The 25,705-nt window shown below is 64.8% G+C and carries 22 protein-coding genes; 5 read left to right on the forward strand and 17 right to left on the reverse strand.

Translation table 11 applies throughout. The features are described 5' to 3' along the window. Positions 1-244: 244 nt before the first annotated feature. The 4 genes from gltB to C4K38_RS02370 all read left to right on the forward strand — a co-directional run bounded on the left by gltB (position 245) and on the right by C4K38_RS02370 (position 7,952). Positions 245-4,690, forward strand: coding sequence for a glutamate synthase large subunit (gltB, locus tag C4K38_RS02355; protein WP_053277126.1), 4,446 nt, complete (start codon positions 245-247; stop codon positions 4,688-4,690). 33 nt (positions 4,691-4,723) lie between these two features. Further along, a complete protein-coding gene (locus tag C4K38_RS02360) occupies positions 4,724-6,142 on the forward strand; it encodes an FAD-dependent oxidoreductase (protein WP_007925837.1) in 1,419 nt (472 codons plus the stop codon). A 251-nt stretch (positions 6,143-6,393) separates the two neighbouring features. Further along, a complete protein-coding gene (hemE, locus tag C4K38_RS02365) occupies positions 6,394-7,461 on the forward strand; it encodes a uroporphyrinogen decarboxylase (protein ID WP_053277127.1) in 1,068 nt (355 codons plus the stop codon). A 143-nt stretch (positions 7,462-7,604) separates the two neighbouring features. Beyond that, on the forward strand, positions 7,605-7,952 hold the full coding sequence (locus C4K38_RS02370) for a YgiW/YdeI family stress tolerance OB fold protein (RefSeq protein WP_009046606.1): 348 nt from the start codon (positions 7,605-7,607) through the stop codon (positions 7,950-7,952). Positions 7,953-8,043: 91 nt separating this feature from the next. Here C4K38_RS02370 and C4K38_RS02375 read toward each other — a convergent pair whose 3' ends face one another. Continuing rightward, on the reverse strand, positions 8,044-9,312 hold the full coding sequence (locus C4K38_RS02375) for an MFS transporter (RefSeq protein WP_053277128.1): 1,269 nt from the start codon (positions 9,310-9,312) through the stop codon (positions 8,044-8,046). A gap of 121 nt (positions 9,313-9,433) precedes the next feature. On the opposite strand from C4K38_RS02375, the gene C4K38_RS02380 reads away from it, so the two are divergent. Then, on the forward strand, positions 9,434-10,327 hold the full coding sequence (locus C4K38_RS02380; RefSeq protein WP_007925832.1) for a LysR family transcriptional regulator: 894 nt from the start codon (positions 9,434-9,436) through the stop codon (positions 10,325-10,327). Positions 10,328-10,745: 418 nt separating this feature from the next. On the opposite strand, the gene C4K38_RS02390 is transcribed toward C4K38_RS02380, so the two are convergent. From C4K38_RS02390 to C4K38_RS02465, 16 genes are read right to left on the reverse strand one after another with little or no spacing between them, the layout of a single operon-like run. Beyond that, positions 10,746-11,192: a hypothetical protein gene (locus C4K38_RS02390; protein ID WP_025808174.1), complete on the reverse strand. Its 447-nt coding sequence runs from the start codon at positions 11,190-11,192 to the stop codon at positions 10,746-10,748. Positions 11,193-11,232: 40 nt separating this feature from the next. Then, positions 11,233-11,679, reverse strand: a complete 447-nt coding sequence (locus C4K38_RS02395) for a hypothetical protein (RefSeq protein WP_025808173.1) — start codon at positions 11,677-11,679, stop codon at positions 11,233-11,235. Between the two features lie 23 nt (positions 11,680-11,702). Continuing rightward, positions 11,703-12,932, reverse strand: a complete 1,230-nt coding sequence (locus C4K38_RS02400; RefSeq protein ID WP_025808171.1) for a beta-ketoacyl-ACP synthase — start codon at positions 12,930-12,932, stop codon at positions 11,703-11,705. Beyond that, a complete protein-coding gene (fabG, locus tag C4K38_RS02405) occupies positions 12,932-13,660 on the reverse strand; it encodes a 3-oxoacyl-ACP reductase FabG (RefSeq protein WP_038582689.1) in 729 nt (242 codons plus the stop codon). The genes C4K38_RS02400 and fabG overlap by 1 nt, the downstream gene beginning before the upstream one ends. Further along, on the reverse strand, positions 13,657-14,130 hold the full coding sequence (locus C4K38_RS02410; RefSeq protein ID WP_053277129.1) for a hotdog family protein: 474 nt from the start codon (positions 14,128-14,130) through the stop codon (positions 13,657-13,659). Before C4K38_RS02410 ends, fabG begins: the two co-directional genes overlap by 4 nt. After that, positions 14,127-15,323 carry a beta-ketoacyl-[acyl-carrier-protein] synthase family protein gene (locus C4K38_RS02415; protein ID WP_053277130.1) on the reverse strand — a complete coding sequence of 399 codons (1,197 nt, stop codon included), beginning with the start codon at positions 15,321-15,323 and terminating at the stop codon, positions 14,127-14,129. The genes C4K38_RS02410 and C4K38_RS02415 overlap by 4 nt, the downstream gene beginning before the upstream one ends. Next, entirely contained in the window at positions 15,320-15,805 is a 486-nt protein-coding gene (locus C4K38_RS02420; RefSeq protein WP_053277131.1) for a DUF3261 domain-containing protein, read from the reverse strand. The genes C4K38_RS02415 and C4K38_RS02420 overlap by 4 nt, the downstream gene beginning before the upstream one ends. Beyond that, entirely contained in the window at positions 15,802-16,548 is a 747-nt protein-coding gene (locus C4K38_RS02425; RefSeq protein ID WP_053277132.1) for a class I SAM-dependent methyltransferase, read from the reverse strand. The genes C4K38_RS02420 and C4K38_RS02425 overlap by 4 nt, the downstream gene beginning before the upstream one ends. After that, positions 16,545-17,792: an NAD(P)/FAD-dependent oxidoreductase gene (locus C4K38_RS02430; RefSeq protein WP_053277133.1), complete on the reverse strand. Its 1,248-nt coding sequence runs from the start codon at positions 17,790-17,792 to the stop codon at positions 16,545-16,547. The genes C4K38_RS02425 and C4K38_RS02430 overlap by 4 nt, the downstream gene beginning before the upstream one ends. Beyond that, complete coding sequence (locus C4K38_RS02435; RefSeq protein ID WP_053277134.1) at positions 17,779-18,954, reverse strand: cation:proton antiporter; 1,176 nt, start codon at positions 18,952-18,954, stop codon at positions 17,779-17,781. The genes C4K38_RS02430 and C4K38_RS02435 overlap by 14 nt, the downstream gene beginning before the upstream one ends. Further along, complete coding sequence (locus C4K38_RS02440) at positions 18,951-21,290, reverse strand: MMPL family transporter (protein ID WP_053277135.1); 2,340 nt, start codon at positions 21,288-21,290, stop codon at positions 18,951-18,953. The genes C4K38_RS02435 and C4K38_RS02440 overlap by 4 nt, the downstream gene beginning before the upstream one ends. Continuing rightward, positions 21,274-21,978: an outer membrane lipoprotein carrier protein LolA gene (locus C4K38_RS02445; RefSeq protein WP_231998576.1), complete on the reverse strand. Its 705-nt coding sequence runs from the start codon at positions 21,976-21,978 to the stop codon at positions 21,274-21,276. The genes C4K38_RS02440 and C4K38_RS02445 overlap by 17 nt, the downstream gene beginning before the upstream one ends. Beyond that, positions 21,975-22,400, reverse strand: coding sequence for an acyl-CoA thioesterase (locus C4K38_RS02450; RefSeq protein ID WP_038582673.1), 426 nt, complete (start codon positions 22,398-22,400; stop codon positions 21,975-21,977). Before C4K38_RS02450 ends, C4K38_RS02445 begins: the two co-directional genes overlap by 4 nt. Further along, positions 22,393-23,937: an HAL/PAL/TAL family ammonia-lyase gene (locus C4K38_RS02455; protein ID WP_053277136.1), complete on the reverse strand. Its 1,545-nt coding sequence runs from the start codon at positions 23,935-23,937 to the stop codon at positions 22,393-22,395. Before C4K38_RS02455 ends, C4K38_RS02450 begins: the two co-directional genes overlap by 8 nt. Further along, the gene (locus C4K38_RS02460; protein WP_053277137.1) at positions 23,918-24,871 is read right to left on the reverse strand and encodes a lysophospholipid acyltransferase family protein; all 954 of its coding nucleotides are present in this window, start codon (positions 24,869-24,871) and stop codon (positions 23,918-23,920) included. The genes C4K38_RS02455 and C4K38_RS02460 overlap by 20 nt, the downstream gene beginning before the upstream one ends. After that, entirely contained in the window at positions 24,868-25,602 is a 735-nt protein-coding gene (locus tag C4K38_RS02465; RefSeq protein WP_053277138.1) for a glycosyltransferase family 2 protein, read from the reverse strand. Before C4K38_RS02465 ends, C4K38_RS02460 begins: the two co-directional genes overlap by 4 nt. Between the last annotated feature and the right edge of the window lie 103 nt (positions 25,603-25,705).

Consider the following 25,705-nt stretch of genomic DNA (forward strand, 5'->3'; position numbering starts at 1 on the left):
CTTTTGAGTCGTCGCGGTCCGAACTAAAAAAGTTTTGACTAGCACAGCATATCGCTTTAAACCTTTCATGAATGCGACATAGATTTGCGACATTTCGTCGTCAAATTTGTGGGCGTCTGTGTCGGTGTGTACAATGACCTCCCTTTTGCCCCCGCAAAGCCGGCGTACGTTCGGCGTGGATGGTAACTGGTTGAATTGAAAAGAAATTTGTCTCGATAAGAGGCAGCCTGGTGAGAAAGTGTCTATGAAAGCAGGTCTGTACCAACCAGATGAATTCAAGGATAACTGTGGTTTCGGTCTGATAGCCCATATGCAGGGCGAACCCAGTCATACCCTTTTGCAAACGGCCATCGAGGCCCTGACCTGCATGACCCACCGCGGTGGGATCAACGCGGACGGCAAGACCGGCGACGGTTGCGGTCTGCTGATTCAGAAGCCTGACGCGTTCCTGCGAGCCATTGCCCAGGAAACCTTCAGTGTCGAATTGCCCAAGCAATATGCCGTGGGCATGGTCTTCTTCAACCAGGATCCGGCCAAGGCCGAAGCCGCTCGCGAGAACATGAACCGCGAGATCCTGGCCGAAGGCCTGCAACTGATCGGCTGGCGCAAAGTGCCGATCGATACCAGCGTTCTCGGCCGCCTGGCCCTGGAGCGCCTGCCGCAGATCGAACAGATCTACATCGGCGGCGAAGGCCTGAGCGACCAGGACATGGCGGTCAAGCTGTTCAGTGCCCGTCGTCGTTCGTCGGTGGCCAACGCCGCCGATACCGACCACTACATCTGCAGCTTTTCCCACAAGACCATCATCTATAAAGGCCTGATGATGCCGGCCGACCTGGCCGCCTTCTATCCGGACCTGGGTGACCCGCGCCTGCAAACCGCGATCTGCGTGTTTCACCAGCGCTTTTCCACCAACACCCTGCCGAAATGGCCGCTGGCGCAGCCGTTCCGCTTCCTCGCCCACAACGGCGAGATCAACACCATCACCGGCAACCGCAACTGGGCCCAGGCCCGGCGCACCAAGTTCACCAACGACCTGATGGATCTGGAAGAACTCGGCCCGCTGGTCAACCGCGTGGGTTCCGACTCTTCGAGCATGGACAACATGCTGGAGCTGATGGTCACCGGTGGCATCGACCTGTTCCGTGGCGTGCGGATGATCATTCCGCCTGCGTGGCAGAACGTCGAAACCATGGACGCCGACCTGCGCGCGTTCTACGAATACAACTCGATGCACATGGAGCCGTGGGACGGCCCCGCGGGCGTGGTCATGACCGACGGTCGCTACGCCGTCTGCCTGCTCGACCGTAACGGCCTGCGCCCGGCGCGCTGGGTCACCACCAAGAACGGCTTCATCACCCTGGCTTCGGAAATCGGCGTCTGGAACTACCAGCCCGAAGACGTGATCGCCAAGGGCCGGGTCGGCCCGGGCCAGATCTTCGCCGTGGACACCGAAACCGGGCAGATCCTCGATACCGACGCTATCGATAACCGCCTGAAGTCTCGTCATCCGTACAAGCAATGGCTGCGCAAGAATGCCCTGCGCATCCAGGCGACCATGGAAGACAACGACCACGGTTCGGCGTTCTACGACGTCGACCAGCTCAAGCAGTACATGAAGATGTACCAGGTCACCTTCGAGGAGCGTGATCAGGTGCTGCGTCCTCTGGGCGAGCAAGGCTACGAAGCGGTCGGCTCCATGGGCGACGACACGCCGATGGCCGTGCTGTCCCAGCGTGTGCGCACGCCGTACGACTACTTCCGCCAGCAGTTCGCCCAGGTCACCAACCCGCCGATCGACCCGCTGCGCGAAGCCATCGTCATGTCGCTGGAGATCTGCCTCGGTGCCGAGCGCAACATCTTCCAGGAATCGCCTGAGCACGCTTCCCGCGTGATCCTCAGCTCGCCAGTGATCTCGCCCGCCAAGTGGCGCTCGCTGATGAACCTCGACCGTCCGGGTTTCGAGCGTCAGGTCATCGATCTGAACTACGACGAAAGCCTCGGCCTGGAAGCAGCGATCCGCAATGTGGCCGACCAGGCCGAAGAAGCCGTGCGCGCCGGTCGCACCCAGATCGTGCTCAGCGACCGCCATATCGCCCCGGGCAAGCTGCCGATCCACGCTTCCCTGGCCACCGGCGCGGTGCACCACCGCCTGACCGAGAAGGGCCTGCGCTGCGACTCCAACATCCTGGTGGAAACCGCCACCGCGCGCGATCCGCATCACTTCGCAGTGCTGATCGGTTTCGGTGCCTCGGCGGTCTATCCGTTCCTGGCCTACGAAGTGCTGGGCGACCTGATCCGTACCGGTGAAGTACTGGGCGACCTCTACGAGGTGTTCAAGAACTACCGCAAGGGCATCACCAAGGGCCTGCTGAAGATCCTGTCGAAGATGGGTATCTCGACCATCGCGTCCTACCGCGGTGCGCAGCTGTTCGAGGCCATCGGCCTGTCCGAGGAAGTCTGCGAGCTGAGCTTCCGTGGCGTGCCGAGCCGCATCAAGGGCGCGCGTTTCGTCGACATCGAAGCCGAGCAGAAAGCCCTGGCGACCGAAACCTGGAGCCCGCGCAAGCCGATCCAGCAAGGCGGCCTGCTGAAGTTCGTCCACGGTGGTGAGTACCACGCCTACAACCCGGACGTGGTCAACACCCTGCAAGCCGCCGTGCAGCAGGGCGACTACGCCAAGTTCAAGGAATACACCGCGCTGGTGGACAACCGCCCAGTGTCGATGATCCGCGACCTGTTCAAGGTGAAGACCCTGGACACGCCGATGGACATCAGTGAAGTCGAGCCGCTGGAATCGATCCTCAAGCGTTTCGACTCCGCCGGTATCTCCCTGGGCGCGCTGTCGCCGGAAGCCCACGAAGCCCTGGCCGAAGCCATGAACCGCCTGGGCGCGCGTTCCAACTCCGGCGAAGGCGGCGAAGACCCGGCGCGCTACGGCACCATCAAGAGTTCGAAAATCAAGCAGGTGGCCACCGGCCGTTTCGGCGTGACCCCGGAATACCTGGTCAATGCCGAAGTGCTGCAGATCAAGGTGGCCCAGGGCGCCAAGCCCGGTGAAGGCGGCCAGCTGCCTGGCGGCAAGGTCAACGGCCTGATCGCCAAGCTGCGTTACGCGGTACCTGGCGTGACCCTGATTTCGCCACCGCCGCACCACGACATCTATTCCATCGAAGACTTGTCGCAGCTGATCTTTGACCTGAAGCAGGTCAACCCGCAGGCGCTGGTTTCGGTGAAGCTGGTGGCGGAAGCCGGCGTCGGCACCATCGCCGCTGGCGTGGCCAAGGCCTACGCCGACCTGATCACCATCTCCGGCTACGACGGTGGTACCGGCGCCTCGCCGCTGACCTCGATCAAGTACGCCGGTGCGCCGTGGGAACTGGGCCTGGCGGAAACCCACCAGACCCTGCGTGGCAACGACCTGCGCGGCAAGGTCCGGGTGCAGACCGACGGCGGCCTGAAAACCGGCCTCGACGTGATCAAGGCAGCGATCCTCGGCGCCGAAAGCTTTGGCTTCGGCACCGCGCCGATGATCGCCCTGGGTTGCAAATACCTGCGTATCTGCCACCTGAACAACTGCGCCACTGGTGTCGCGACTCAGAATGAGAAGCTGCGCAAGGACCACTACATCGGCACCGTCGAGATGGTGGTGAACTTCTTCACCTACGTCGCCGAGGAAACCCGTGAGTGGCTGGCCAAGCTGGGCGTGCGCTCGCTGGAAGAGCTGATCGGTCGCACCGATCTCTTGGAAATCCTCGAAGGCCAGACCGCCAAGCAGCATCATCTGGACCTGACCCCGCTGCTGGGCAGCGACCATATCCCGGCGGACAAGCCGCAGTTCTGCCAGGTCGATCGCAACCCACCGTTCGACCAGGGCCTGCTGGCCGAGAAAATGGTCGCCATGGCCAAGCCTGCGATCGCCGACCTCAGCGGTGCCGAGTTCGCGCTCGACATCTGCAACTGCGACCGTTCCATCGGTGCGCGGATCTCCGGCGAAATCGCCAAGGTCCACGGCAACCAGGGCATGGCCAAGGCGCCGATCACCTTCCGCTTCAAGGGCACTGCCGGTCAGAGCTTCGGTGTGTGGAACGCCGGCGGCCTGAACCTCTACCTCGAAGGCGACGCCAACGACTACGTGGGCAAGGGCATGACCGGCGGCAAGCTGGTGATCGTTCCGCCGAAAGGCAGCGCCTACAAGACTCAGGACAGCGCGATTATCGGCAACACCTGCCTGTACGGCGCTACCGGCGGCAAGCTGTTCGCCGCCGGCACCGCGGGCGAGCGTTTCGCCGTGCGCAACTCCGGTGCCCACACCGTGGTGGAAGGCACTGGCGATCACTGCTGCGAATACATGACCGGTGGTTTCGTCTGCGTGCTGGGCAAGACCGGTTACAACTTCGGCTCAGGCATGACAGGCGGTTTCGCCTATGTGCTCGACCAGGACAACACCTTCGTTGACCGGGTCAACCACGAGCTGGTGGAAATCCAGCGGATCAGCGGCGAAGCGATGGAAGCCTATCGCAGCCACCTGCAGCGCGTGCTGGACGAATACGTCGAGGAAACCGGTAGCGAGTGGGGCCGTAACCTGGCCGAGAACCTCGATGACTACCTGCGTCGTTTCTGGTTGGTCAAGCCGAAGGCTGCCAGCTTGAAATCGTTGCTTTCCAGCACCCGTGCCAACCCGCAGTGATATGCGCCTGAAGAGTTTGATGAGGTTTTAACTATGGCTGAACGTCTGAATAATGACTTCCAGTTCATCGAGGTCGGGCGCAAGGATCCGAAGAAGAAACTGTTGCGTCAACGCAAGAAAGAGTTCGTGGAAATCTACGAACCCTTCAAACCCCAGCAGTCGGCCGATCAGGCCCATCGCTGCCTGGGTTGCGGTAACCCGTACTGTGAATGGAAGTGCCCGGTGCACAACTTCATTCCCAACTGGCTCAAGCTGGTGGCCGAGGGCAACATCCTCGCTGCCGCCGAGCTGTCGCACCAGACCAACACCCTGCCGGAAGTTTGCGGCCGGGTGTGCCCGCAGGACCGTCTGTGCGAGGGTGCCTGTACCCTCAACGATGGCTTCGGCGCGGTGACCATCGGTTCGGTGGAGAAGTACATCACCGACACCGCCTTCGCCATGGGCTGGCGTCCGGACATGTCCAAGGTCAAGCCGACAGGCAAGCGTGTCGCGGTGATCGGCGCGGGCCCGGCGGGCCTGGGCTGTGCCGACGTGCTGGTACGTGGTGGCGTGACCCCGGTGGTGTTCGACAAGAACCCGGAAATCGGCGGTCTGCTGACCTTCGGCATCCCCGAGTTCAAGCTGGAAAAGACCGTGCTGAGCAATCGTCGCGAAGTCTTCAGCGGCATGGGCATCGAGTTCCGCCTCAACACCGAGGTGGGCAAGGACGTGACCATGGAGCAACTGCTCGAAGAATACGATGCCGTGTTCATGGGCATGGGCACCTACACCTACATGAAGGGCGGCTTTGCCGGTGAGGACCTGCCGGGCGTGCACGACGCCCTGGACTTCCTGATCGCCAACGTCAACCGCAACCTGGGCTTTGAAAAGTCGCCGGAAGACTTCGTCGACATGAAGGGCAAGAAGGTCGTGGTCCTCGGTGGTGGCGACACGGCGATGGACTGCAACCGCACGTCGATCCGCCAGGGCGCCAAGGCGGTGACCTGCGCTTATCGTCGTGACGAGGCGAACATGCCGGGCTCGCGCAAAGAGGTGAAGAACGCCAAGGAAGAAGGCGTGAAGTTCCTCTACAACCGCCAGCCGATCGCCATCGTCGGCGAAGACAAGGTCGAAGGCGTGAAGGTGGTCGAGACCCGTCTCGGCGAGCCGGACGCCCGTGGCCGTCGCAGCCCCGAGCCGATCCCGGGTTCCGAAGAGGTCATCCCGGCCGACGCCGTGGTCATCGCCTTCGGTTTCCGCCCGAGCCCGGCGCCGTGGTTCGAGCAGTTCAGCATCCAGACCGACAGCCAGGGCCGCGTCGTGGCGCCGGAGCAGGGCCAGTACAAGCACCAGACCAGCAACCCGAAAATCTTCGCCGGTGGCGACATGGTGCGCGGTTCCGACCTGGTGGTGACGGCGATCTTCGAAGGCCGTAACGCCGCCGAAGGCATCCTCGACTACCTGGGCGTTTAAGCTACTGCGCTCGGCTATGCTGCGCGCTGTACGCCTGCGGCGCTACGCAGAAACAGACTCGGAATGCTCATTGACAGCTGTCAACTCCGCTTCCTCGTCTGTTTTCGCCTTGCCTAGCCTTCGCTCGCGACGCTTAAAAGGCTGTTTATAGTCCGCGACAAATTGACCCGATAGATAAAAGGCACGGCTCTCGCCGTGCCTTTTGCGTCGCGCTCTGAGAAAATGCCCGCACTTTTTTTCCGGATGCCGACATGACTGCCCTGAAGAACGACCGTTTCCTTCGTGCCCTGCTCAAGCAACCCGTAGACGTCACCCCGGTGTGGATGATGCGTCAGGCTGGGCGCTACCTGCCTGAATACCGCGCCAGCCGTGCCAGCGCCGGTGACTTCATGAGCCTGTGCATGAACCCGGAGTTCGCCTGCGAAGTCACCCTGCAACCACTGGACCGTTATCCACAGCTGGATGCGGCCATCCTCTTCTCCGACATCCTGACCATCCCCGACGCCATGGGCCAGGGCCTGTACTTCGAAACCGGCGAAGGTCCGCGTTTCAAGAAGGTCGTCAGCACCCTGGCCGACATCGAGGCCCTGCCGATCCCGGATCCGCACAAGGACCTGGGCTACGTGATGGACGCGGTCAGCACCATCCGCCGCGAACTCAACGGCCGCGTGCCGCTGATCGGCTTCTCCGGCAGCCCCTGGACCCTGGCTACCTACATGGTCGAAGGCGGCTCGTCGAAGGACTTCCGCAAGACCAAGGCGATGCTCTACGACAACCCGCAAGCCATGCACCTGCTGCTGGACAAGCTGGCGCAGTCGGTCACCAGCTACCTCAACGGCCAGATCAAGGCCGGCGCGCAAGCGGTGCAGATCTTCGATACCTGGGGCGGCAACTTGTCGGCGGCGGCCTACCAGGAGTTCTCCCTGGCCTACATGCGCAAGATCGTCAGCGGCCTGATCCGCGAGCACGAAGGGCGCAAGGTGCCGGTAATCCTGTTCACCAAGAACGGCGGCCTGTGGCTGGAAAGCATTGCCGACGCCGGTGCCGACGCCCTGGGCCTGGACTGGACCTGCGACCTCGGCGAAGCGCGCCAGCGGGTCGGCAACAAGGTCGCGCTGCAAGGCAACATGGACCCGACCGTGCTCTACGCCAAGCCGGAAGCGATCCGTGCCGAAGTCGGGCGCATCCTCGCCAGCTACGGCAAGGGCAGCGGCCATGTGTTCAACCTCGGCCACGGCATCACCCCGGAAGTCGACCCGGAACACGCTGGCGCCTTCCTGCGCGCGGTGCACGAACTGTCGGCGCAGTATCACCAGTGATCGCGACCCGATAATCAGGCCCGGCATTCGCCGGGCTTTTTTTGGGCTCTTCACTCAATCCCGGGAAGGGCCTGGCGGATTAAGTTTCAATTCAGCCTGACTGGTTAATCTGGCGCTATCGAAACCCACATTGGATCACTGCCATGAAAACCCGTTACCTCGTTCTGTTGCTCGCTCCGCTGTTCAGCACCGCCGCCCTGGCTGTCGGCTACACCGGTCCTGGCGCCCAGGCCGTCACCACCGTCGCGGCGGCCAACGATGCCTCGGACGATACGCCAGTGGTGTTGCAGGGCCATGTGGTCAAGAAGCTGAACAACGACGACAAGTACGAATTCAAGGATGCCAGTGGCACCATCACCGTCGAGATCGACGACGAAGACCTGCCGCCGGTGGCATTCAACGAGAAGACCCAGGTCAGGCTGACCGGTGAGGTCGAGAAGGGGCTGATGAAGCGCGAGATCGATGTCGACCTGGTGGAAATCGTCAAGTAAGCCGATCGACAGCCTCGGCTATCGCCCATGCCGGCGACCGACCCCTGCGTATGGATCGCGGGGGCTGGTCGCCGGCATGTTGGTTTAGCGACTACTGAGTGGTCAGCGGTGGCAGTTTGGCCAGCTTCAACGCCACCAGCAGCGCCACCACCAGCAATGCGCTGATAAACAGGCCGATGCCGTTCCACCCGGCCATGTGCCAGAACACCCCGCCCGCCGTCCCGGCGATGCTCGACCCGGCGTAATAGCTGAACAGGTACAGCGATGAGGCCTGGCCCTTGGCCTTGAGGGCGCGCCGGCCGATCCAGCTGCTGGCGACCGAGTGAGCGCCGAAGAAGCCGAACGTGAAGATCAGCATGCCGACGATCACCACCGGCAACGAACTGAGCATGGTCAAGGCGAGGCCAGCGAGCATCAGCGAAATGGTGGCCCAGAGCATTTTGCGGCGGCCGAGGCGGTCGGCCAGGGCGCCGATTTTCGCCGAGCTGTAGATCCCCGACAGGTACACCACCGACAGCAGGCCGACGAAGGCCTGATCCATGTGATATGGCTCGGCCAGCAGGCGATAGCCGATGTAGTTGAACAGCGTGACGAACGCGCCCATCAGCACGAAGGCTTCGAGGAACAGCAGCGGCAGGCCAGCATCGCGAAAGTGCATGGTGAAGCCGTCCAGCAGGCTGCGCGGGTGCAGCGAGCGGGCGCGGAAGTTGCGCGATTCGGGGAGGATTTTCCAGAACACCGCCGCGGCGATCAGTGCCAGGCCACCTATCACCAGCATCGCCGTGTGCCAGCTGACGAAGTCGATCAGCACCCCGGTGATCAAGCGTCCGCTCATGCCGCCGATGGCGTTGCCACCGATGTACAGGCCCATGGCCAGGCCGATGTGCTGCGGGTGGATCTCCTCGCTCAGGTAGGTCATCGCCACCGCCGCCAGGCCGCTCAGGGACAGCCCCACCAGCGCGCGCATCAGCAGCACGCCGTGCCAGCTCGGCATCAGGGCGCTGGCAATGGTGCACAGCGCGGCGGCGAACAGGGCGGCCACCATCACCGGCTTACGGCCGATGCGGTCGGAAATCGGCCCGGTGACCAGCAGACCAATGGCCAGCAGGCCGGTGGCGACCGAGAGGATCAGGCTGCTCTGCGCGGCGTTGATGGAAAATTCCTGGGACAGCAGCGGCATCATCGGTTGCACGCAGTAGAGCAGGGCGAAGGTGGCGAAACCGCCGGAGAACAGCGCCAGCACCGTGCGCATGAACATCGGCGTGCCTTTTTCGATGTAGACCTCGTTCAGTTGCGCGACGACCCCGTCGAGGGCGGTGGGAGGGAGTTCGTGGGCGAGTGGAGCGACAGCGGTTTTCACGGGGGACCTCGGGGGGAGCGCAGCCGGTCAGGCAATGGAAAAAAGCATATAGCTGGCTAATGTTTCTTTCCAATATATTGTTCGACCTGATTGATATGTTTCACGACCTAATGAGGCGTTCATGGAACTGCGTCATCTGCGTTACTTCATCGCGGTGGCCGAAGAGCTGCATTTCGGCCGCGCCGCCCAGGTCCTGGGCATCTCCCAGCCGCCCTTGAGCCAACAGATCCAGGTGCTGGAACAGGAGGTGGGCGCGCGCCTGTTCGAGCGTACCAATCGTCGGGTCGAGCTCAGCGAGGCTGGCAGGCTGTTCCTCGACGAGGCACGACAGGTGTTGGCCCAGGTCGACAAGGCCGCGGATGTAGCCCGGCGGGCGCAACGGGGGGAGCTGGGCGAGCTGAAAATCGGCTTCACCTCGTCGGCACCCTTCAACTCGAGCATTCCCCAGGCGATCTTTGCCTTTCGCCAGCGCTTTCCCGACGTGCACCTGAAGTTGCGGGAAATGAGCAGCACCCAGGTGGCCGAGGCGCTGCTGGACGAGTCGATCCAGGTCGGGATCATGCGGCCGTTGCCGCTGCCGGATTCCCTGAGCGTGGTGGAGTTGCTGCGCGAGCCGCTGGTGGCGGTGCTCGGCTCCAAGCATCCGCTGGTGGCTGGCAGCGAAGCTGGCCTGGCGCTGTCGGCCCTGGCCCACGAGCCCTTTGTGTTCTTCCCGCGCAGCTACGGCAGTGGCCTGTATGCGCAGCTGCTGACCCTGGCCCGGGATGTCGGTTTCACCCCGCATTTTGCCCAGGAAGCAGGCGAGGCCATGACCATCATCGGCCTGGTGGCGGCGGGGCTGGGTGTCTCGGTGTTGCCGGCGTCCTACCAGCGCATGCGCATCGACGGTGTGGTCTATCGACCGCTGCTCGACCCCGAGGCGGTTTCGGCGGTGTGGCTGGCGCAGCGCACCGACCAGCGCTCGCCAATGGCCAAGGCTTTTGTCGAGCTGCTGACCCGCAAGGCGGAGCTGTAACGGTCTGCTGGGCGAAATGCGACATGCTCGCCACGGTTGGCTTGCCGCGACTCGATCGGATCAGGCGCAAAGACCGCCATGGCCGACGAGTTTACGAAGTCTTGCAACTTACAGACGAAGAGTTCGCTGCCGTCAAAGCCGCTGTACGCAAGGCTTTGGGGATCTGAAGTCGACCGTTTTCGAGGAAAAGGCAATTGGCCACGGTTGCCGGACGACCCGCTTCGAGCAACACTGCGCGCGTACCCGAAAGGGACTTGTGAGACTCTGAGAATCCTGGGCAACCAGCCATCGCAGAGCCAGACAGGCAGAGCGCGATGACAAGCCAGCCTGTTTGTGAAAGGGCGCCGAAAGGCGCCCTTTGTCGTTTCCGGGGGACGGAAACTGGGATCAGGTCATGCCGATTTCACCGGCAGGCGCCTTATTGCACCTTCGCCAGATCGCCGCGCAGCGCGACGCCTGCCATCAGGGCTCCTGCGTGGCATTCGTAGGTTTTCGCGTCCTTGCGCTCGTTGCTCTTGTAGAAGCTGGCGATGTCGGTCACGGCATTGGCGCCAACTTTCTTGGCGGCCTGGTGCAGGGTGATCAGCGCCGATTGCAGGACCCATTCGCAGGCCACTTCGTCGCTCTTGTTGAAGGCGTTGGTCTTCTTGTTGGTGACCGCGCCCGCGCTGACCACCGTGACCTTGCCGGCGGGCTTGTTGCCGGCCAGGTAGAACTTCACGCTGCCGTCGATCTTGCCGGTGCTGATGGCTTCGGCGACCACCTTGTCGAACGGCAGGTACAGCGCGGTATCACGGGCCTGGCTGACGCCGGGCAGGGTGCAGAGCAGCAGGGTGGCGGTGGCGGCCAGGGTCTTCAATTGCATGGTGGTCTCCTTGACGTAGAAAGCGGGTGGCGGCTGGCGCTCAATTAGGCGCGGCAATCGCCTGGGCCGAGCTGGACAGCTGTTGCGCGGTCCGTTCGTTCTGGTTGTCCTTCAGCTCGCGCAGGATGCCCTTGTCCAGCAGGCGCACCCAGCGGATGTAGTTCTTGTGGATCTTGCCGTCCGCGTAGCTCATGCCACGGCTGTCGCGGTAGAGGATCTTGTAGTGGGTCGGTGTGTACTGGATGTCGATTTCCACGTGGTATTGCTCACGCACGGTGATCTCGGCCTGGATCAGCTCCGGGCTGATGCGCTGCACGGTCCACTTGCGGGCGACCAGGTTTTTCAGGATCGCCTGTTTCATTTCCTCATGGTCGGCCTTGATGGTGGCGGGCAGGACACGGTCCGGGGTGTACATGCGCTTGCTGGTGCACGAGACGCAGGTCAGCAGGGCCAGCACGATCAGGCATGCGCGAAGCAGGGAGGGCATTCCATTTTCTCCAGCGGGTAACGTCATTGAGGCCAGCGGCGGAAGATCAGCGAAGTGTTGACGCCGCCAAAGGCAAAGTTGTTGTTCATCACGTATTCGCAGCTCATCTGCCGGAACTCGCCGCGCAGGTAATCCAGCTCGCCGCAACGCGGGTCCACCGTATCGAGGTTGAGGGTGTGCACGTAGAGGTCGTGGTTGAGCATCTCGATGCTGAACCAGGACTCCAGCGCGCCACAGGCCCCCAGGGTGTGGCCGAGGAAACTCTTCTGCGAACTGATGGGCATCCGGCTGCCGAACAGGCTGCTGGTGGCCAGTGTTTCGGCAATGTCGCCCTGTTCTGTAGCGGTGCCGTGGCCATTGACGTAGCCGATGGCCGAAGGCTCGAGGCCGGCGTCTTCCAGGGCCAGCTCCATGGCCCGGCGCATGGTGGCCTGTTCCGGACGGGTGGTGTGCTGGCCGTCGGCGTTGCTGCCGAAACCGACGATCTCGGCATGGATATGCGCGCCACGGGCCAGGGCGTGTTCCAGCTCTTCGAGCACCAGCATGCCGCCGCCCTCGCCGATCACCAGGCCGTCGCGGTCGCTGTCGTAGGGGCGCGGGCTGGTGTGCGGGGCATCGTTTTTCAGGCTGGTGGCGTAGAGCGCGTCGAACACCATGGCTTCGGTCGGGCACAGCTCTTCGGCGCCGCCGGCGAGCATCAGCGGCAGGCGGCCGAACTTGATCGCCTCGTAGGCGTAGCCGATGCCCTGGCTGCCGCTGGTGCAGGCGCTGGACGTCGGGATCAGCCGGCCGGTGAGGCCGAAGAAGATGCTGATATTGGCCGCGGTGGTGTGCGGCATCATGCGCACGTAGGAGTTGGCGTTGAGGCCTTCGGCGACCGAGTTCAGCAGCATGTTGCCGAACGCCTTGATCTCGTCGGTGCTGCCGGTGGACGAGCCACAGGCCACGCCCATGCGCCCGTCCTTGATCGATTCGTCACCCAACAGACCGGCATCGGCCAGGGCTTGCTCGGCGGCGCCCACGGCGAGCCGCGACACCCGGCCCATGCTGCGCAGCTGCTTGCGGGTCCAGTGGTCCGGCACCTTGAAGTCGTCCACGGGGCCGGCCAGGCGGGTATTGAGTTCGCTGAAGCGATCCCACTCGTCCATCCGGCGAATGCCGCTGCGGTTGGCGCTGAAGTTGGCGGCGATGGTGTCCCAGTCGCTGCCCAGCGAAGTGATGCCGGCCATGCCGGTGACGACCACACGTTTCATCAGACCAGGCCTCCGTTGACCGCCAGCACCTGGCGGGTGATGTAGGCGGCCTCGGCGGACATCAGGAAGTTCACCGCGCCGGCGACTTCTTCCGGGGTGCCCATGCGCTGGGCCGGGATCATCTTCAGCAGCTCGTCCACCGGCACGTTCTCGTCGAGCATGGCGGTGTCGATCAGGCCTGGCGCCACGCAGTTGACGGTGATCTTGCGTTTGCCCAGCTCGATGGCCAGGGCCTTGGCGGCGCCGATCAGGCCGGCCTTGGACGCGCTGTAGTTGACCTGGCCACGGTTGCCGACCTGCCCGGACACCGAGGCGATGCAGACGATACGCCCGGCGGCGCGGCGGCGGATCATCGGCATCATCACCGGGTGCAGCACGTTGTAGAAACCGTCGAGGTTGGTGCGCAGCACGGTGTCCCAATCGTCTTCGCTCAGGGCCGGGAAGGCGCCGTCGCGGGTCAGGCCGGCGTTGAGCACCACGCCGTAGTAGGCGCCGTGGGCTTCCACGTCGGCTTCGAGAACGGCCTTGCAGCTGGCGCGGTCGGTCACATCGAATTGCAGGATGCGCGCCTGGCGCCCCAGGGCCTCGACTTCGGCCTGCACGGCCTCGGCTTCGCTGCGGCCACTGCGGCAATGCAGGATCAGGTCATAGCCGCCCTGGGCCAGGCGCAGGGCGATGGCGCGGCCGATACCACGGCTGGAGCCGGTGACCAATATGGATTCAGTCATGGCTGGACTCCTGTTGATAAAGCGGGTGATTCGTTCAGGTAGCTGTCCGCCTGTGGCGGACAGAACACGTTGAGGCGGGCGACGGCCTGGATGCCGGGGGCAGTCAGGTGGCATTCGAATACGCCCATGCCGTTGTCGTCTTGCAGGGAGCGCAAGGCGTGAATCTGCAGTTCGCTGCCGACCGGGAAGTGCTCCACATTGCATTCGAACTTGCGTGTGCCGAGCAGGAACCCCAGCTCGACGGCCTGGCCTTTCTGGCGCGCATGGCAACCGGCGTAGGCGGCGATGCTCTGGGCCATCAGTTCGATGCCGACCCAGGCCGGCAGGCTGCCGTCGGCACGGTTGAACAGACCGCCGGGACGGACGGTGAGGCGGGTGCGGATCTGCTCTTCATCGAACGCCAGGACCTGATCGATCAGGATCATGTCGCCCGCGTGGGGCAGCAGTTCGGCGAGCGGCCAGTCAATCATGGGGCGTCTCCGATAATCAGGCTGACGTTGTTGCCGCCGAAGGCAAAGGAGTTGCTCATCAGGCAGCGCGGAGCAGTCTGCTCCAGACGTGTGGTGGCGGTGACCCAATGCAGCGGCGGCAGTTGCGGGTCGGCCTGGGCGTCCCAGACGTGGGGCGGCAGGGCGTGCGCGCTGTTCGCGGCGGACAGGCTCAGCCAGCAGAATGCCGCTTCCAGGGCACCGGCGGCGCCCAGGGTATGGCCGCTCATGGGTTTGGTCGACGAGCAGGGCACGCCGGCCGGGAACAACTGGTCGACCGCCAGGCTTTCCATGGCGTCGTTGTGCTGGGTGGCCGTGCCGTGCAGGTTCAGGTAGCCGATCTGTGCGGCTTGCAGGCCGGCGTTGTGCAAGGCCTTCTGCATGGCTTGCAGGGCGCCGCGCCCACTGGGTTCGGGGGCGGAAATATGGTGCGCGTCGGAGCTGGCGCCGGCGCCGAGCAAGGCGATCGGTTGCGCGCCGAGGGTTTCCTTGCTCATCAGGAACAGCACGGCGGCTTCGCCGATATTGATGCCATCGCGGTTGACCGAGAACGGATTGCAGCGCTGGGCGGACACCGCTTCCAGGGCCGAGAAACCGTTGAGGGTCAGCTTGCACAGGCTGTCGACGCCGCCGCACAGCACCGCGTCGCACAGGCCCAGGTCGAGCAGGCGGCGGGCGCTCATCAGCGCCCGGGCGCTGGAGGTGCAGGCGGTGGAAATCACGTAGGCCGGGCCACTGAGGTCGAGCCAGTCGGCGAGAAAGTTCGCCGGCGCGCCCAGTTCCTGCTGCCGGTAGTCGTAGTCGGCCGGGAAGTGCCGGTCGCGCAGGTAATGGGCGATGCCACGGCTGGCTTCGTCGATGCCCGAGGTGCTGGTGCCGAGGACGATGCCGATGCGGCTGTGGCCGTAGCGGGCGATGGCCTGGTCGATGTCGCCACGGATCTGCAGGGCGGCCTCCAGCAGCAGCTGGTTGTTGCGGCTGCTCTGCTGCCCCAGCTCCGCTGGAATGCTTGCCAGCGGCCCCTGGACAGCGGCCACCGGCACGCTGCGCTCCGTTACCCAGCCGGCTGCGGCGCGCATGCCGGAGCAGTCGCCGGCAAACAGGCTGCGGGCCACTTGCTGCTTGTCGCGCCCAAGGGCACAGATCACCCCGAGGGCATTCAGGTAGGCCGTCATGAGGCGTTCTCGGCGGTCAGCGGGCTGATGTGGTAGTACAAGCCCTGGGGCAGCTCCAGGCGAAAATCCAGGGCCTGGCGATAGCGGACCTGCCAGTGCGGGGCGAGGTCACGCTGCGCGCCGTGCTGCCGGGCGGCTGGATAATTATCTCGCAGTTCGCCCGCGGGCGTGAGGGCGAACAGCAGTGCGGCGAACAGTTCGCGGGCCTCCGGGTTCGGCGGCAGCAGGCCGTCAGCCTGCCAGCGACCCTCGATCAGTTGCTGGCGCGCCAGGGGAATGCCCAGCGGGTCGAGCAGCGACCAGCGGATGCCCGGCCCTTCGGCCTGGATCACCAGCAGCCAGTCCTGGCGCTGCCCGGCCTGTTGCCGCTCGATATGCAGTTGCAGCGGCAGGGCCAGGCTCGGGGTTTTCTCGGGCAGCGGCGGCTGGCTGGCGCAGGCGCTCAGCAACAACAGGCAGCCGACGAGCAGGGCACGGATCATCCAGCGGCACCTTCGTGCAAGGGTTTGCGGGCGACCACATTGACCAGGGTTTCTTCCCGTTGGCCAAAGGGTTTCGGGCGGCGCAGGCCGAAGCGTTCGAGCAGCCCGAAATCCTTGGCGCGGCTCCACCACAGATAGGGATAAGACACATTGCGCGGGGTAAATTCAAAACCCTGTCGTCGGATCATTTCCAGGTACTGCGCCGCGCTTTTCTGCACGTGCATCGGGTGGCGGAACAGCCAGCGGATCACCCAGGTGTCGATGTAGGCCTCGGTGGATTCGGCGAACAGCAGGTAACCGCCCGGCTTGAGCACGCGATAGAACTCGGCCAGGGCTTTTTCCTGTTCCACCAGGTGATGAAAGGTCTGGTGGCAGAACAGCAGGTCGACGCTGGCATCGGCCACGTCCAGGGTCGCGCAGTCGCTGCCGATCAGCTCGACCTGCAGGCCCTGGCGCGCCGCCTCTTCGCTGCTGAGCCTGAGGCTGTGCGGGTCGGCGTCCAGGCCGATCAGGCGCCGCGGGGCGAACACCTGGCTCAGGTACTGGAACGACTTGCCCTGGCCGCAGCCGGCATCCAGCAGCACCGGGTTGGCCGGCGGTTCCTTGTCGAACAGGCGGCGCAGGTCGTTGATCGCCACCCGCAGCACATGATGCTGCCAGGTATGGCTGCGCAGGAACCAGAAGCCGAAGCGGGTTTCCTCGATGTAGCTGGCGCTCAGGTATTGCGGCTGGGTGTCGTTCATGGAGCCTCCATGGCGCAGATTTCCGAGAGCATGCGCAGCCGGCGCTTGGGTTCGCTGACGAACGGGTTGCGTTCGTCCCAGGCATAACCGGCGAGGATCGAACTGATCATCCGGCGAATTTCCGGCGAGCTGCCCGGGTGGTAAATCACGTCCTGGAAGGTGCCGGCGTACCAGCCCTCGACGTAGCAGCGGAAGGTGTCGACGCCGCGCTTGAGGGGGGCGGCGAACTCTTTTTCCCAATCCACGCTTTCGCCCTGCAACTGCCGATGCAGCACGGCGGCGGCCATGCTCGCCGAACGCATGGCAATGGTCACTCCGGAGGAGAACACCGGGTCGAGGAATTCCGCGGCGTTGCCCAGCAGCGCGAAGCCCGGGCCGTGCAGGGTCTTGACGTTGGCCGAGTAGCCGCCGATGGTCCGCGCCGGGGTGTCCCAGACGGCGTTGTGCAGGACCTTGGCCAGGCTTGGGGTTTCCTCGATGAAACCGTGCAGGCACTGGTCCAGGTCGTCGTCACGGCCGTCGAAGTGCTCCTTGGCCGCCACCACGCCGATCGAGCAGCGTCCGTTGCTGAACGGGATGGTCCAGAACCACACATCGCGTTTGCTGGGGTGAGTGGTGATGAGGATCTTTTCCCGCTCGAAAGCCGGGCTGTCGATATGGTCTTCGATATGGGTGAACACCGCCTGGCGGACAGGGAAGTTCGAGGGCGCTTCCAGGTCCAGCAGGCGTGGCAGCACACGGCCGTAGCCGCTGGCGTCGAGGACGAAGTCGGCCTCCACGCGGTACTCGCTGCCGTCTTCGCGCAGCACCTGCAGCTGCGGCCTGGCCAGGTTGAAGTCGGCGCTGACGATGGCCTCGCCATAACGCACTTCAACGCCTTGCAGGGCGGCCTGATCGGCCAGCAGCTTGTCGAAGTCGGCGCGTTGCACCTGAAAGGTGGTGGGCTTGCCGTTGCTGAAGGTGTCGCCGAAATCGAAGGCGCTGTAACGCTCGCCCCAGGCGAACGCGGCGCCGTTCTTCAGCTGGAAGCCCGCAGCCTTGACCGCCTCGAGCATGCCGGCCTCTTCGACGAAATCCAGGCAGTGGGACAGCAGGCTTTCACCGATCGAAAAGCGTGGGAAATGCTGGCGCTCGACGATCAGCACGTCGTGGCCTTTGCCCTTGAGCAGCGCGGCGGCGATGGCGCCCGATGGGCCAGCGCCGATCACCACAATCCGGCGGCGTTCCATTTCAACTGTTGGCACTGGGGCTCCTTGCCGGTTCGGCGATGTTCAGGTTCGAAGGGACCAAAGGTGTTCGGTGCAGCCCGGCCAGGGCCGGCATCAGGGTGGCGATCAGGCCCATGAGCATCAGCGCGAAATACAGCGCCGGGCTGATCAGCCGTTGTTGCAGCAGCAGGTTAAGAAAGACGATCTCGCTCAGCCCGCGAATGTTCAGCAGCAGGCTTTCCCGCCAGCGACTGGCGCCCTTGAAGGAGGCGCCGGCCCAGCCCAGGCCGAGCCAGTTGCCGAGCAGCTTGCTGGCAATCGGCAACAGCAGCAACGCCCCCAGCTGCACCCAGCCGAGGCTGTCCATGGCGCTGTGCACATTGATCTGCACGATGCCGAACGTGAGGATCAGCGGGATGGCGATAAAGGTCTGCAAACGGCTCATCCAGGCTGCCTTTAACGGCAGCACCAGCGGCACCTTGAGGGCGGCCATGCACAGCAGGTAACCGATGCCGAAAATCAGCGCGTTGAGCTTGTAATGCTCGGCCACCACCAGCAGGCCGAAGAAGCCCAGGCTGTGCAGCAACGGCTGGCGCAGGCCGAGGCCGCGCAGGAGCAGCGGCAGGCAGGCGCCGGCCAGCGGCAGCAGCAGGCTGCTCAGGTGCAGGCTGCCCTGGGCGACGCCGAATAGGGTCCAGCAGCCGAGGTCGATGAGGATCGCGGTCTGCACCAGGCGCCGGGTGGCCAGCGGCGGGTAGTCGATGTGCCGCAGGTACAGGTACAGCACCGGAATCGCGGTAATGGCGAACAGCAGGCCGACCGCCAGGGAACTCAGCCAGGGTTGCGCCGGCAACAGCCAGACCGCCGTGGCCAGGCCGCAGGCGAAGGGAATGGCGAAGCTCGGCAGGGCGATCTTCAGGCTCTGGCGGTCCAGGCGCAGGTCGATCACGTCGCTGAGGATATGCCCCAGCAGCAGGGCGAAACTCAGGCCGTACAGGTTCTTCAGCCAGCCCGGCGAGACCAGCTGGGCGCCACTCAGTTGCCAGTGCGGTTCGATCCAGAACAGCATCAGCAGCGGTAGGCCGAAGGTCGCCAGCAGCAACTGGCTGACGATCGGGATCAGGCCGAAACGGCTGCCGATGCGGGTGGCGAGCGCGAACAGCAGCAGCGCCATGAGCCAGAACAGGGCAATCATCACAGGACGGGCTCCGTAACGGGCTGGCGATGGCGCTGGCGACCGGCCCAGGGCGCCAGGATAAAACTGAAGGCCAGGCCCAGGCTCACCGACAGGCCGAAGTTGCTGACCGCCGGAGTGCTGGAAATCGCCAGCAGGCCGAACGACAGCCAGGTGGTCACCGCTGCAAGCAAGGTGCCGAGCAGGCTCACGGCGGCCCCGCCGACCTGTTCGCGCATGAGGATGGCGTAGTCGACGCTGATGGCGGTCACCAGCAACAGGCCGAACAGGCTGAACAGGGTCAGCGGTTGCCCCAGCCAGCCCAGGCTGGCGAGGCTGCACAGGGCCGCCAGCAGCGGCAGGGCGACGAGACGCAGGGCGCCGCCGAGGCCGAACGGCAGGATCAGCAGCAAGACGATCAGCACGCAGGAGGCGAGCTTGAGCTCGGCGGCGCTGACCTGGGTGGCGGCGAACACTTGGTTCAGGTCGCCCAGGCGGTCCACCAGTTGCACCCCCGGCAGATCCTGCGCCTGTATCCGCAGCAGCTGTGGGTTGTTCAGCCCCTGCAGGCTGACCATCGCCGCCACGCCGTTGTCGGTGGGGCCCAGCCACAGGGTGCGGTAAGGCTCGGCCAGCGGGCCTTGCAGGGCGCTGTCGATGTCTTCGTCGGGCAGCGCCCGCAGTTGCGCGAGTTCAGCGTTCAGGGCCGTGACCGGGACTCCGAGATCCAGCAGCGGCTGCCAGTACCGCGGCAGCGCGTCCAGGGCCTGGCGCAGGCGCTGTTGCTCGCTGGGCAGGCTCACCAGCTGGTTGAGCGACAGGTAGCCCTGGAGTTTCTCCAGGTTGACCAGTTGCTCCAGGCGCTCGCTCAGGGCGCCGAGGCGTTCGAGCAGCTGTTGCTGATCGGCGCCGCGCACCAGGAAAAACTGGCTGGTGGGCTGGTAGCCGGTGATCCGCGCGATGGCCTGGGCTTCGTTGAGCAGTTGTGGCGGCGCGCCGATCCACTGGCGGATATCGTTTTTGCTGTCGAGCTGCCACAGGCCACCGGCGCAGAAGGCGATCACCAGTGCCAGCAGCCAGGGGCTGGACACGCGTTTGAGCAACTGGGTGCGCAGGTTCAGCAGCCATTCGGCGACGCGCAGCGGCCATTGCGCCGGTTGCAGCTCGACGCCGCGCAGCAGCGCCGGCAGCAGGCACACCGCGCTCAGGTAGGCGCCCAGCAACCCGGCGGCGGAGAACACGGCGATCTGGGTCAGGGCCGGGAACGGTGTCCAGGCCAATGCCAGGTAGCCGATGCAACTGGTGGCCAGGCTCAGGCTCAGCCCGGGCAGGGTCAGGCGCAGGGCCGGCCAGCTGTGCCAGGGACGCAGGCTCCAGCTCTTGGACAGGTAGTGCAGGGGGTAGTCGACGGCGACGCCGATCAGGCTTGAACCCAGCACCAGGGTCATCACGTGCATGTGGCCGAAGAAGGCCACGCAGGCCACCGCGCCGAACAGCATGCCCACCAGCACTGGCACGAACGCCAGCAACACTCGCCAGCGACGGAAGGCCAGCAACAGCAGCAAGAGGATGCCGACGGTGGCGCCGCCGCCGACCCAGGTGATCTCGCGGGAGGCTTGCTGCTGGCCGTTGGCGGCGTAGAGCAGGCCGCTGGCGGCCAGCAGCTGGACGTCGGCCTGGGCGGCCTGTTCGCGGCTGCGCTGGAGCAAGGCCGCCACCTGCAGCGGTAGCTGCATGTCGAAGGCGTTGCCGGTGGTGCGTGCTCGCAGCAGCACCCAGCTCTTGCCGTCGGCATCGGCGATCAGGGTGCCGCTGCCGATGTCCAGTTGCACCGCGCCGCGTTGCGGCTGGCTATTCTGGATGCGCCCGGTCAGGCCCAGCCAGTCGTCCTGGCTCGGGACCAGGCTGAAACCGCTGAAGGGGTCGAACAGCGCCTGTACGCGCTGCTGGATAAAGGCGTCGGGGTGCTCGATCAGTTGCTGGCGATCGGCGGCGCCCAGCATTGCCAGGCGCCCTTGCAGCAATTGCGTGCGCAGTGCCGGCAGGTCGGCCTGCAGGTTCCACTGGACCTTTTCGAACAGCCCGCTGGCCTGCCATTGCTCACCCAGGCGCTGGGCCATGGCGATGGCCTGCTGGCGCTCGGCGTGGCCCACCAGCACCAGCATTTCGCGGTTCAGCGGTTCCTGCATGCGCTGCTCGGCCTTGAGCTCCAGGGCATCGGGGTCGGTGCCTGGCACCAGTTCCATGAGGTTGGCCGACAGTGGCGCGCCGTGGCGCCATTGCCAGCCGGCCAGGGCCAGCACGGCCACCAGCAGGAGCAGGAACAGGCGCGGCCACCAGCGTTCACTCGGCAAAGTCATGTTGCTCCGCGTCGCTCAAGGGCTGGTTGCTGATGCTGTCATACATTTTCAGCAGGGTACTGTCGCCCTGGGTTTCCAGCAGTTCGATGCGCTGCACCAGTTCGCCACCGTCGATGTTGATCTGGTTGAACACCTGCTTGAGCAGCAGCGAACGTGGGGTCAGGGTCAGTTTCCAGGCCTTGGCGTCGCCGGCCAGGGCCAGCTCGAAGTCCCGTTGCAGGCCGCTGCTGTCGCCTTGCAGCACGGCGAGGAACAGGCGGTTCTGTTCGGCCCCGGCGCTCTTGTTCGGCAGCATTTGCCAGCCGCTGCCATCCCGGCGGGCGATGCCTTTGCCGGTGATGCGGTAGTCCTGTTGCAGCGGTGTTTTCAGCAGCCACAGCAGGCCATGGTTCTTCGCCAGGACGAAGTTGCCCTTGCTGGTCAGCGGCTGGGGCAGGGCGCGCAGGTGTTTCTCCTGGACGAAGCTGCCGTGGATCACCTCGGGTTTGGCCAACTGGTCGCTGAGCTGTTGCAGGTCGAAGGCATTGGCCAACGAGCTGAAGCCGAGCGCCAACAGCAGTCCCAACAGCCTGTAGACGCCGCGAGGCTGCGATCGAGCGCGTAGCGGGCGTGGCGTTTCGGTACTCAGGGTTTGCGGGTACTGCACAGCCGATCGCAGGCTGCGCCAGTGGCTACAAAGGGCTCTCATGGCAGCATCCTTTCCACGGCATCGGTGAACACCTTGGGCGAGGCCAACTGCATCTCGCGGCTGGCGATCTCCACCGCCACCTGCACCGAGCTGGCGCGGGTCAGGCGTTCGCCGGTTTCCAGGTCGCTGATCAGGTAGTTGATCTTCAGGCGGTTTTCCCACTCTACCAGGCTGGCGCGGACATTGAGCTTCTGCCCGAATACCGCGCCGCGCACATAACGCAGCTGCAGGTCGATCACCGGCCAGGCGTAGCCGGATTCGAGCATCTGGTTGTAGTTGTGGCCGAGCTTGTCGAGCAGGGCGCAACGGGCCACTTCCAGGTACTTCACGTAATGCCCGTGCCAGACCACGTGCATGGTGTCGACGTCGAAAAACGGCACCTGGATCTCGGTGTCCGCGTGCAGCACGCCCCGACTACGCATGCAGCCTCCAGTGTTGCTCGGCGATACGTTGCAGGCACAGGCGCAGCTCGCCTTCCAGGGCGCGGTCCTCGATCACCGGCGGGAAGTCCTTGGCCAGCTCTTGGTGCATGGCTGCCAGGGCCGGTGGCAATGGCCGTGCATCCTCGGCCTGGCCACGCAGCCAGACGCCTTGGTTGGCGGCCAGCAGGGTGGCGGCGGCAACCTGTTCGGTCAGCTCCAGCACGCGGATCGCATCGCGGGCGGCGATGGTGCCCATGCTCACCTTGTCCTGGTTGTGGCATTCGGTGGAGCGCGAGAACACGCTGGCCGGCATGGTGTTTTTCAGGGCTTCGGCGGTCCAGGCACTGGTGCCGATCTGCACCGCCTTGAAGCCGTGGTTGATCATGGCGCGGTCCGCCGGGGCGCCGGACAGGTTGCTCGGCAGGCCATGGTTGTAGCGTTCGTCCACCAGCAGCGCGAGCTGGCGGTCCAGCAGGTCGGCGACGTTGGCCACCAGGTTCTTCAGGCTGTCCATGGCGAAGGCGATGTGCCCGCCGTAGAAATGCCCGCCGTGCAGCACGCGTTCGGCTTCGGCGTCAATGATCGGGTTGTCGTTGGCGCTGTTCAGCTCGGTTTCGATGAAACCGCGCAGCCAGCCCAGGCTGTCGGCCAGCACGCCCAGTACATGGGGCGCGCAACGCAGCGAGTAACGGTCCTGCAGGCGGTGCAGCGGCGCGGTCGGTGCGTCGATGGCCAGGTCCTGGCGCAGCCAGGCGGCGACCTGCATCTGCCCCGGATGCGGCTTGGCGGCGAACAGGTGCTCGTCGAAGTGCTCCGGGTTGCCCTGCAAGGCGACCACGTTCAGCGCGGTGATGCGCGTGGCCAGTTGCAGCAGGTAGTCGGCGCGGGCGAAGGCCAGGCAGGCCAGGCCGGTCATCACTGCGGTGCCGTTCATCAGCGCCAGGGCTTCTTTCGGCCGCAGTACCAGCGGTTCCCAGCCCAGCTCGCGGTGCACCTCGGCCGAGGTCCGGCGCTCGCCGCGGAACATCACCTCACGCTCGCCGGACAGGGTCGCGGCCACGTAGGACAGCGGCGTCAGGTCGCCACTGGCGCCCACCGAACCTTCTTCGGGAATCAGCGGCAGGATGTCGTGTTCGAGGAATGCCTGCAGGCGCTCCAGCAACTCCACGCGCACCCCGGACACGCCATGGCACAGCGACTGCAAGCGCGCCGCCAGCACCGCGCGGGTGGCTTGCGCGTCCAGTAGCTTGCCCAGGCCGCAGCCGTGGAAGGTGTACAGATGACGGGGCAGCGCCTCGACGTGTTGCAGCGGCACCGCGACCACGCAGGAGTCGCCGTAGCCGGTGGTCACGCCGTAGATCACGCCTTCCTTGTCCAGCAGCGAATCGAGGAATTGCGCGCCCTTGGCGATGCGCTGACGGAATGCGCTGTCGTCCTGCAGTCGGGTCGGCGCCTGACGGTTGGCCAGGGCCAGCACGTCTTCGATGCGCAAAGGGAGTTCGCCGAAGGTTACCGGCTCAAGCGGATGCGTCGTCATCGGTCTTCCAGAAAGGGTAAAAGTTGAACCATTGTTGGGGCGCTTCGAGGCAGTACTGGCCCAGGCGCTCGGCGTAGCGGGCAGTCCACTGGGCGATAACCTGTTCGCGATCGCTGCGCTTCCACGCCACGGTCTCGGTGAAGGGTTCGAGGAACACTCGATAGCGGCCATTGTTTTTCAGGCACAGCAGCAGGTTGACCGGGCATTTCAGCAGGCCCGCCAACAGCCATGGCCCCTGGGGAAAGGGCGCCGGATGGCCAAGGAAATCCACCCGCACGTTGCGCCCGCCATGCAGTGGTACACGGTCGCCGGCAATCGCCAGCCACTCGCCGCGATCCAGGCGCTGGCTCAGCTGCAGCATGACCGCCGGATCCAGCTCGCTGACCTGGATCAGCCGCAGGTTGGTGGCCCCGGCCTCGCCCAGCAGGCGATTGAAACGTTCGGCGTGCTTGGTGTGCACCAGCACGTTCATGGTGACCTTCTCGCCCAGCTCGGCCAGGGCGCGGCAGACTTCGAGGTTACCCAGGTGCGCACCCACCAGCATCTGTCCGCGGGCGCCACGCAACTGGTCGCGCAGCCGGGCCGGGTCGACGATCTCGATCTGTTCCAGGCGCAGCTTGCCGTTCCACACGTCGAGCTTGTCCAGCAGGGAGTCGGCGAACGCCATGAACTGGCCGAAGACCCGCCAGTGGCTGGGACGCAGCTCGGCCTTGCCGCTCCAGTCGGCCAGGCGCTGCTGGTACAACCAGGCGCTGCGGCGGGCGCCGCGGCCGAACAGGAAAAAATAGAAAACGATGATGTACAGCACCGGGCTCAACACCCGGCGCCCGAGCACACGCACGCCGAAGGCGGTGAGCTTCATCAGCCAGAAGCTGCCGCGCTCTTTGTGCTCGGCCCAATGTTGCTTGTCCTGCTTGTCTGGTAGCGCCGTCATGCCTGCCACCGTCGCCAGAGGATCAGCGGCGCGCGCAGCAACATGCCGAAGAACAGCCGGGCGTGCATGCTGGAAATCAGCAGGTTGTCGTGGAACAGGCGAAAGTGCGACAGGCCATCCACCGGGTAACGGACCTTGGTCGGCAACCAGCGCATCGGCTGATTGCGCCAGGCCAGGCGCACCAGAATGTCGGTGTCGAAGTCCATGCGCCGGCCGATCTTCACCGAGTCGATCAGCGCCAGGACGGGTGGCAGGGGGTAGACCCGGAAGCCGCACATGGAGTCGGGGATCTGCAACGACAGGGTATTGATCCAGACCCAGACGTGGGTCAGGTAGCGCGCGTAAAAACGGCCCTTGGGCACGCTGGCGTCGTACTGTGGATAACCGCAGACCAGCGCTTCGGGGTGGGTGCGGGAGGTGGCGATAAAGTTATCCACATCGCGCAGGTCGTGCTGGCCGTCGGCGTCCACTTGCAGGGCGTGGCTGAAGCCCAGGCGCGAGGCTTCGCGCAGCCCGGCCATGACCGCGCCACCCTTGCCCTGGTTGACCGCGAGCTTGACCAGGAACACCTGTTCACGCTTGGCAAGTCGCTCCAGCGCGGCAGCACAGGCCGGACTGCTGGCGTCGTCCACCAGCACACAGGGCAGGCCGCTGGCGAGCAGGGCCTCGACCACCGCCGGCACGGCGGCTTCATGGTTGTAGACCGGGATCACGGCGCAGGGGTTATGCATGGGGGTTGTCTCCCAGGCGTCCGCTACGCGGCCGATCGCAGCCTTCGGCAGCGGCTACAAAAGCCCGCAACGCTGGCAGCAGATGGGGGCTGCGCTTGCCTGG

It is taken from the genome of Pseudomonas chlororaphis subsp. piscium (genome assembly GCF_003850345.1).
Lineage (GTDB): Bacteria > Pseudomonadota > Gammaproteobacteria > Pseudomonadales > Pseudomonadaceae > Aquipseudomonas > Aquipseudomonas piscium.